This is a genomic window from Bacillus sp. z60-11 (genome assembly GCF_046464135.1).
GTDB classification, from domain to species: domain Bacteria; phylum Bacillota; class Bacilli; order Bacillales; family Bacillaceae; genus Bacillus; species Bacillus sonorensis_A.
Genome location: NZ_JBIYSN010000002.1, coordinates 587,073 through 593,405, shown reverse-complemented (window position 1 = coordinate 593,405; position 6,333 = coordinate 587,073). Strand labels below are relative to the sequence as shown.

Genomic DNA, 6,333 nt, shown 5'->3' with positions numbered 1-6,333 from the left:
AAAGTTTAATTGATAAACATCACCCACATTTAAAAGATGCAAAGGAACACATCGGTTTTTACATCCGGGAAGGTAGCAGCAAGTGGGCTGGGAAGGCGAAAAAATGCACGGCCTTTGAGCGTCATATGACCGATTACATGCTTTTTGTATTCATCAATAAAGAAGCCTGGAAGACGATGAACCATGAGCAGCGCGCCGCCCTGGTCGATCATGAGCTTTGTCATTTTACCCGCGCGGAATGGGAGGAACCAGATCCGAATGATTCAAGCAAATGGGTTACTATGTACGGGCCCGCAGAAGATCCTGACAGTTGGGGAATCCGCGAGCATGACGTTGAAGAGTTTTCGGAAATCATTGAGCGCCATGGCCTTTGGGAAAAAGGTATTGAATCATTTGCTGCAGCCGTCCGTGAGGCTGACTATCAAATGAATATTGATGATGTGAATAGACTTCAAAGGGTGAAATGATGGGAGGCGACGGAATGATGGAAGTGAACAAAGAAGAATTATATGGATACTATTGTGAAGATTGCGAGGAATGGACATTTGTCGAAAGGCCTGAGTACCCGGATGAAATTCATTGTGCCTTCTGTGGTATCCAAAATGTTGCTATAAATTCAGATGATTTTAGAAAGCTTGAGAAGGTAACGAGCGCCAATAAGGAGGAGTTATGATTTATCTAATTATAGGAATCCTCATTCTTGCTGCTCCATTCGTCTGGATGGAGATTGCAGAAAGACGGATCCAGGAATGGGAAAAAGAAAAATGAACGAACGGAGGGAAAGGATGTCAAAAGAACAGCTATCTTTTCTCGATGATGTGGATGAAAAAGCCGTTCGAAAAATAGTCATCAAAGAACTGAAAAATTACCGCGCTCTTAAAGTCCAATTAGAGAATAAAAAAGAATGTTCGTCTGCCGGCATAAACATTTTCCCTTCCCTCCGGGATTCATTTACCGTTAATGAACTCAAAGTCAAACAGATGGAACGGGCTTTACAAAACAGCTTGGACGATGAGGAACGTTTAATTATCGAAAAGAAATACCTGACGGCTGCCAGGGTGAAAGACATCAATATTTATATGGAACTCGGCATGAAAAAGGATACCTATTATGAAATAAAGCAGCGGGCAATCTGCCGTATTGCAACAGCACTCGGAATTATCTGAGTGCTTTTTTCATCGAGAAAAACCCGACAAAATCCCGACATTTTTCCGATAATCGGGGGGATAAAGAGGGGGAATTTTTATGCGTAATTTGTCGATAAGATTTACTTATCAAGGAATAACGGGATACGCACCATTCCCTTATCAAGGTGAATTCGGATACTCAAATTAAGGCGATGAAGAATGAAGCCAAACGGGAGGAGCATTCTGAGCCGGATCGCGCTAGTCTTGCGGCTTTGGTATCGGGAGATTATATGAAGTATGTTTTTTGGACATGCTGCCTTACAATGCTTGGCTTCCTCCCGAAGTATGTGTAAGGCGCAAATTTGAATAAGCGTTTAGCGTAAGGAGGAATTGTACAACTAAGATAAGAGGACAGTCCAAGACTGGACTATCGAGTATTATGGTATTAAGCGAGTAGACAAGTTTATTTTTTTAAATTTATTGCATAAAATAAAATACATCGAGAATTACCCCTTTTTTCAAGAGGTATCCTGAAGGATGCTTCTTGTTTTTTTGAATGAATTCGAATAGACAAGCTGCAAATATGGATCGAAATCATAATAATAAATATATTTACTTCTCTCCTTTCAGTTTAAGTATCCTTAAAAAATTTTTGAGGATACTTTTTTTGATTTAGGCTGTGGATAGTACTCGATCGGACAAATATGGGTGATTGTAATGGTACATGTATACACTGTTTATCATAGTTTAATAATGAATATGATAAATGAATGAAAGGGGAGCTTAGTCATGTTTCATTGCAAACCAAATATGATGCCGCCAATTGTACACCCGACTAATTGTTGTCAAACTCATACTTTTTCTAAAACAATTGTGCCGCATATTCATCCGCAGCATGTAACAAATGTGCATCATAAGCATTTCCAGCATGTGCATCAATATCCACACACTTATTCTAGTTACGATCCTGTTACACACTCTCATACTCATTGTGGTAAACCATGTTGTAACTAGTGGGATTAAACAATGTCTGTATGGTTTACAGTGCATCATCATATATAGCACCCAAATGAAGGGTGCTTTTTTATGTTCTCTGTAAACCGGGTCCAGTGAATCTTAGATAAAACGATTGACGGCAAAGGGAGCCTCTGAGTGTGACCTGGATTAGAAGAATATCAAAGAGTATTCGTTCGACAAATTTTGCATTTTATTAAAGATAACAGTTCATTCCCGATAAAATCAGGGGGTGAGTAGAAAGTTGAGTAAAAAGAAAAAACAGAAAAGCAATACTGGCAAGAAGATAAATAAAGAGAAATTAAAAGAATTAGAGGAAGTGATCTATACAAAATCAGAAAAAGAATTACTTGCCTACTTTCTTGAAGAATTTCGATTTGGAAAGGATATGAATTACTACAAGGAACGGCAATCTCTTATTTATAAGTTGGACATCGAATGTTTGGAGTATGCTATTTCAAGATTTTCTCATATAGAGAATATCAAAGACCATTCAAAATATGTTCCTGCATTTATCCCTTTATTGGCAGTGTACCTCACAATGTTCTTTAAATCTAATGAGCACAAGTGGATGGGTTTAGTTTTTGCTGGAGTCACCATTATTTGTATCCTTTACATAGTTGCCGTTGATAGAAGAAATAGGAACATAGCTGTTTCAGTTTTAAAAACATTTGAGTTAATCAAGGCAAGAAAAGAGAAAGATATGTCCGAAAAATAATCGTTCGACAAATTTCGCATATGGTTTCATTAGCCTATCTTTTCGCCTATAATTTGGTAGTAGGGAGGTGGGAAATTGAGTGCAAATGTAGAATATGAAATTAGTCCTCGACACGACGCCTATGAAGGTATTTATTTAAAAAAAGATGAGCAAATCTTGTTTGAACTGCGTGTAACATACTCTGCAATAGCAGCGGATGGATCATCAAAATTAGGTGGAAATGATGCTTTAAGAGATCCTTTGAAAACAAAGGACATTCATGAATGGCTGTTTGAAATAGGCAAACAACATTTAGATAAAGTCAAAAAGTTTGAAATAGTAACTATCACTTCTTATGATGTGGAGAATCGGAAGTTAAATAAAGATTGGGAGTTACTTAGAAGAGAACCTATTCCAAAACAATTTGAATCTTAAACTATTAGCGCTTTCCCAAACGGGAGGGCGTTTTTTATTTGGAGGGATAATATGCAAGGACCATTGAAACCTTGTAATGAACCAGGCTGTCCGACTCTCACCCGGGAAGGTTTCTGTGAACAGCACAAGAGAGAAAAGCCAGTCTATGATCAATACCGTGAGTCAGCTGCCCGCCGGGGGTATGACAGCAAATGGCGGAAGGCAAGACAGGGGTACCTGTCGAAGCATCCTTTCTGTCTTTCCTGCATGAAGGAAGGCAGACGGGTTCCCGCGACAGTTGTTGACCATATCACACCGCATAAAGGGGATAAAAAACTATTTTGGGATTCTTCCAACTGGCAGCCGCTGTGTGCGCCCTGCCACAGTAGGAAGACCGCGAAGGAGGATGGAGGCTTTGGCAACAGAACATCAAACCTGCGTATGTGATCACTGTGGAACCAAGTTCCATATAAAAGGATGTTCGAAAGTTAGGAAGTATGACAACGGGGTGCGGCAGCATTACATCAAGTGCCCACGGTGTCAGACTGAATACACGTCCTGCTACACAAACGAGACGATCAGGCGCATGCAACAGAAGGTAAAGAAGCTGACTGTACTACGTCTTAAAGCACAAGCTCAAAAGGGAATTGACGTATACAAACAAAAATATACGCAAGCTCGAGAGGAATTAGAAACGGCCATGCTGCAGCTGCGGGAGGAAATGGAGACCCCCCGCCCTTAAATCTCTGGAAAGGATTCGCCGGAGACCGCGCTCCCCTCCACATTTTGAAAAATTCCCTAAATGAAATTTCGGAAGGAGGTGAGGGAATGGCAAGACCAAGGCAACCAGTTGACTTATTGCTTGTGAAAGGTAAGAAAAACCTGACAAAACAGGAGATTGAGGAACGAAGAAAGCAGGAGATTAAGGCGCCAAGTGACAAAGTAAAGGCGCCTTCTTATTTACCGAAAGACTTAAAAAGAGAGTTCAAAAAAATAGCGGATGAGCTGAAAAACATTGGAATTATGACGAATTTAGATGTTGATGCGCTCGCCCGTTTTTTATATTCACGGAAACTTTACCTTCAGGTGACGGACCAGCTGCTTGAGCAAGGGCCAATGAAAACAATAATCGTCAAAGATAAGGACGCACAGGGAAATGTCGTGGGGGAAAAAGAAAAAACGGTAGTTAATGAAGCGTATTCGGACTTGCTTATCAATCAAGATAAACTATTCAAACAATGTCGGCAGGCTTCCAGTGATTTGGGCTTAACCATTTCCTCGCGCTGCAAGCTCGTTATTCCTAAAAAGGATGACGACAAGCCGAAATCAAAAGAGGAAGAGCGGTTTGGGGGCCGGATGTAATGCAAGAGGTCACCGCTGAAATTCTGATTGAGCGTGTATGGGCCTATTGCGAAAAAATACTTTCCGGTGAGATTAAGGCTTGTCAAAAGCATAGATGGGCTGTGCAGCGATTTTTTAAAGATGTTGAGGCGTTAGCAGACCCGGATTGCCCCTTTTACTATGACGCTGAAGCAGTGCTAGATTTTTACGAATGGGCGCGGCAGTTCAGACATGTTGAGGGTATACTTGCGGGTGAGCCGATTGAGCTGACGGACTTTCAGCTTTTTATTGCGGCCAATGTATACGGCTTTTTTAAAAAGGAAAACGGCGCCCGCCGGTTCCGAAAGGTCTATATTCAACTGGCTCGTAAGAATGCGAAGTCGCAATTTCTTGCGCTCATGGCTTCTTATGAAGTGTTCCCGACCACCGAAAAACACCGGGTGTTTATTGCTGGATGGTCCCGGGAGCAGTCAGACGAAGTTTACCAGGCGATTCTTGAACAGCTGCAGCATGCTCCGATCCTTGAAGGAAAATATACATCTGCAAATGGCCGGGTAAAAAAGTATAAAACGAACTCAATTATCCAGCCCCTTTCCCGCGAAGCCCGAAAGCTCGGAGACGGTAAAAACCCGTCATTGGGAATTGTGGATGAATACCATGCACATGAAACCAGCGAGATTTATGATGTGCTTGACAGTGGTATGGTCGCCCGGCGCAGCCCATTAATGGCAATCATCACGACAGCCGGGTTCAACATGGAGCGGCCATGTTTTAAGGAATACCAATATACAAGCAAGATTCTCGATCCTGATGCTGACACAGAAAACGATGACTATTTTGTCATGATCTGCGAACTCGATCCTGATGACGACATAAAAGACGAATCAAACTGGATTAAAGCCAACCCTATTGTTGCAACGTATCCGGAAGGTATGGAGTCACTACGCTCTGCCTTAAAGGTTGCGCTCGAAGTTCCAGAAAAAATGCGCAGCTTCCTTACCAAGAATATGAACCGATGGGTTGATCAAAAGGATAACGGCTATATGAAAATGTCAAAATGGCGCGCGTGCAGCGGTGAAATTCCTGATCTGGAAAACATGGCCGTATATCTTGGGCTGGATTTGTCCATGACTACCGACTTAACATCAGTTGGCTGGGTTGGTGTTCTTGATGGAATCTATTATGTCGGACAACATTCCTTCATGCCTGAAGGGCGCGCAAAAGAAAAAATGGCAACGGATAAAGTGCCGTATAATCTGTGGAAAGAGATGGGCTACATCACTTATACGGCTGGAGACGCCGTTGATTATCAAATAGTTGAAAAATGGATCATTGAATTTATTTACAAGCATCGATTCCGGCCACAGGAAACCGCATATGACAAATGGAATGCCTTGCATTTGGCTCAACGGCTTGAATCCAAAGGCCATACCATGGTGGAGATTCCACAAAGAATCAATCATCTATCTTTGCCGACAAAAGACTTTCGTCAAAAAGTGTATGACGGCAAAGTTGTTCACGGGGATGACCCGGTTTTGAATTGGGCGATCAATAATGCGATCATGAAAATTGATCCTCAGGAGAATATCATGCTTGATAAAGCAAAATCTCCGCAAAGAATCGATCCGGCTGCGGCTGTCATTAATGCATACGCCAGGGCGATGTATCACGAAACAAACCAAAAAGTAGACCTGAATGCACATTTCATGTCTGATAATTTCAGCTTTTAGGATGTGAGAG

The 6,333-nt window shown here is 41.7% G+C and carries 9 protein-coding genes; all 9 read left to right on the top strand.

What is annotated here, in order from left to right:
• A partial coding sequence (locus ACINLD_RS09925) for a putative metallopeptidase (RefSeq protein ID WP_410206980.1) occupies positions 1–467 on the top strand: 467 nt, incomplete at its 5' end.
• A gap of 14 nt (positions 468–481) precedes the next feature.
• Positions 482–673, top strand: coding sequence for a hypothetical protein (locus ACINLD_RS09920; RefSeq protein ID WP_075213801.1), 192 nt, complete (start codon positions 482–484; stop codon positions 671–673).
• Between the two features lie 112 nt (positions 674–785).
• Positions 786–1,166, top strand: a complete 381-nt coding sequence (locus ACINLD_RS09915) for an ArpU family phage packaging/lysis transcriptional regulator (protein WP_003185369.1) — start codon at positions 786–788, stop codon at positions 1,164–1,166.
• A 750-nt stretch (positions 1,167–1,916) separates the two neighbouring features.
• Entirely contained in the window at positions 1,917–2,141 is a 225-nt protein-coding gene (gene cotD, locus ACINLD_RS09910; protein WP_075213802.1) for a spore coat protein CotD, read from the top strand.
• Between the two features lie 244 nt (positions 2,142–2,385).
• Positions 2,386–2,859 (top strand): hypothetical protein, encoded by a 474-nt coding sequence (locus ACINLD_RS09905; RefSeq protein ID WP_003185366.1) that lies wholly within the window; start codon positions 2,386–2,388, stop codon positions 2,857–2,859.
• Between the two features lie 75 nt (positions 2,860–2,934).
• Entirely contained in the window at positions 2,935–3,273 is a 339-nt protein-coding gene (locus ACINLD_RS09900) for a hypothetical protein (RefSeq protein ID WP_059231705.1), read from the top strand.
• 51 nt (positions 3,274–3,324) lie between these two features.
• Entirely contained in the window at positions 3,325–3,699 is a 375-nt protein-coding gene (locus ACINLD_RS09895; RefSeq protein ID WP_059231703.1) for an HNH endonuclease signature motif containing protein, read from the top strand.
• A 381-nt stretch (positions 3,700–4,080) separates the two neighbouring features.
• Complete coding sequence (locus tag ACINLD_RS09890) at positions 4,081–4,614, top strand: phage terminase small subunit P27 family (RefSeq protein ID WP_059231699.1); 534 nt, start codon at positions 4,081–4,083, stop codon at positions 4,612–4,614.
• Positions 4,614–6,323, top strand: a complete 1,710-nt coding sequence (locus ACINLD_RS09885; protein ID WP_075213803.1) for a terminase large subunit — start codon at positions 4,614–4,616, stop codon at positions 6,321–6,323. Before ACINLD_RS09890 ends, ACINLD_RS09885 begins: the two co-directional genes overlap by 1 nt.
• Positions 6,324–6,333 lie beyond the last annotated feature (10 nt).

Excerpts from the sequence above, each read along its gene's own strand:
- ACINLD_RS09920 (WP_075213801.1), top strand. The coding sequence starts at position 482 with ATGATGGAAGTGAACAAAGAAGAATTATATGGATACTATTGTGAAGAT.
- ACINLD_RS09915 (WP_003185369.1), top strand. The coding sequence starts at position 786 with ATGTCAAAAGAACAGCTATCTTTTCTCGATGATGTGGATGAAAAAGCC.
- cotD (WP_075213802.1), top strand. The coding sequence starts at position 1,917 with ATGTTTCATTGCAAACCAAATATGATGCCGCCAATTGTACACCCGACT.
- ACINLD_RS09895 (WP_059231703.1), top strand. The coding sequence starts at position 3,325 with ATGCAAGGACCATTGAAACCTTGTAATGAACCAGGCTGTCCGACTCTC.
- ACINLD_RS09890 (WP_059231699.1), top strand. The coding sequence starts at position 4,081 with ATGGCAAGACCAAGGCAACCAGTTGACTTATTGCTTGTGAAAGGTAAG.
- ACINLD_RS09885 (WP_075213803.1), top strand. The coding sequence starts at position 4,614 with ATGCAAGAGGTCACCGCTGAAATTCTGATTGAGCGTGTATGGGCCTAT.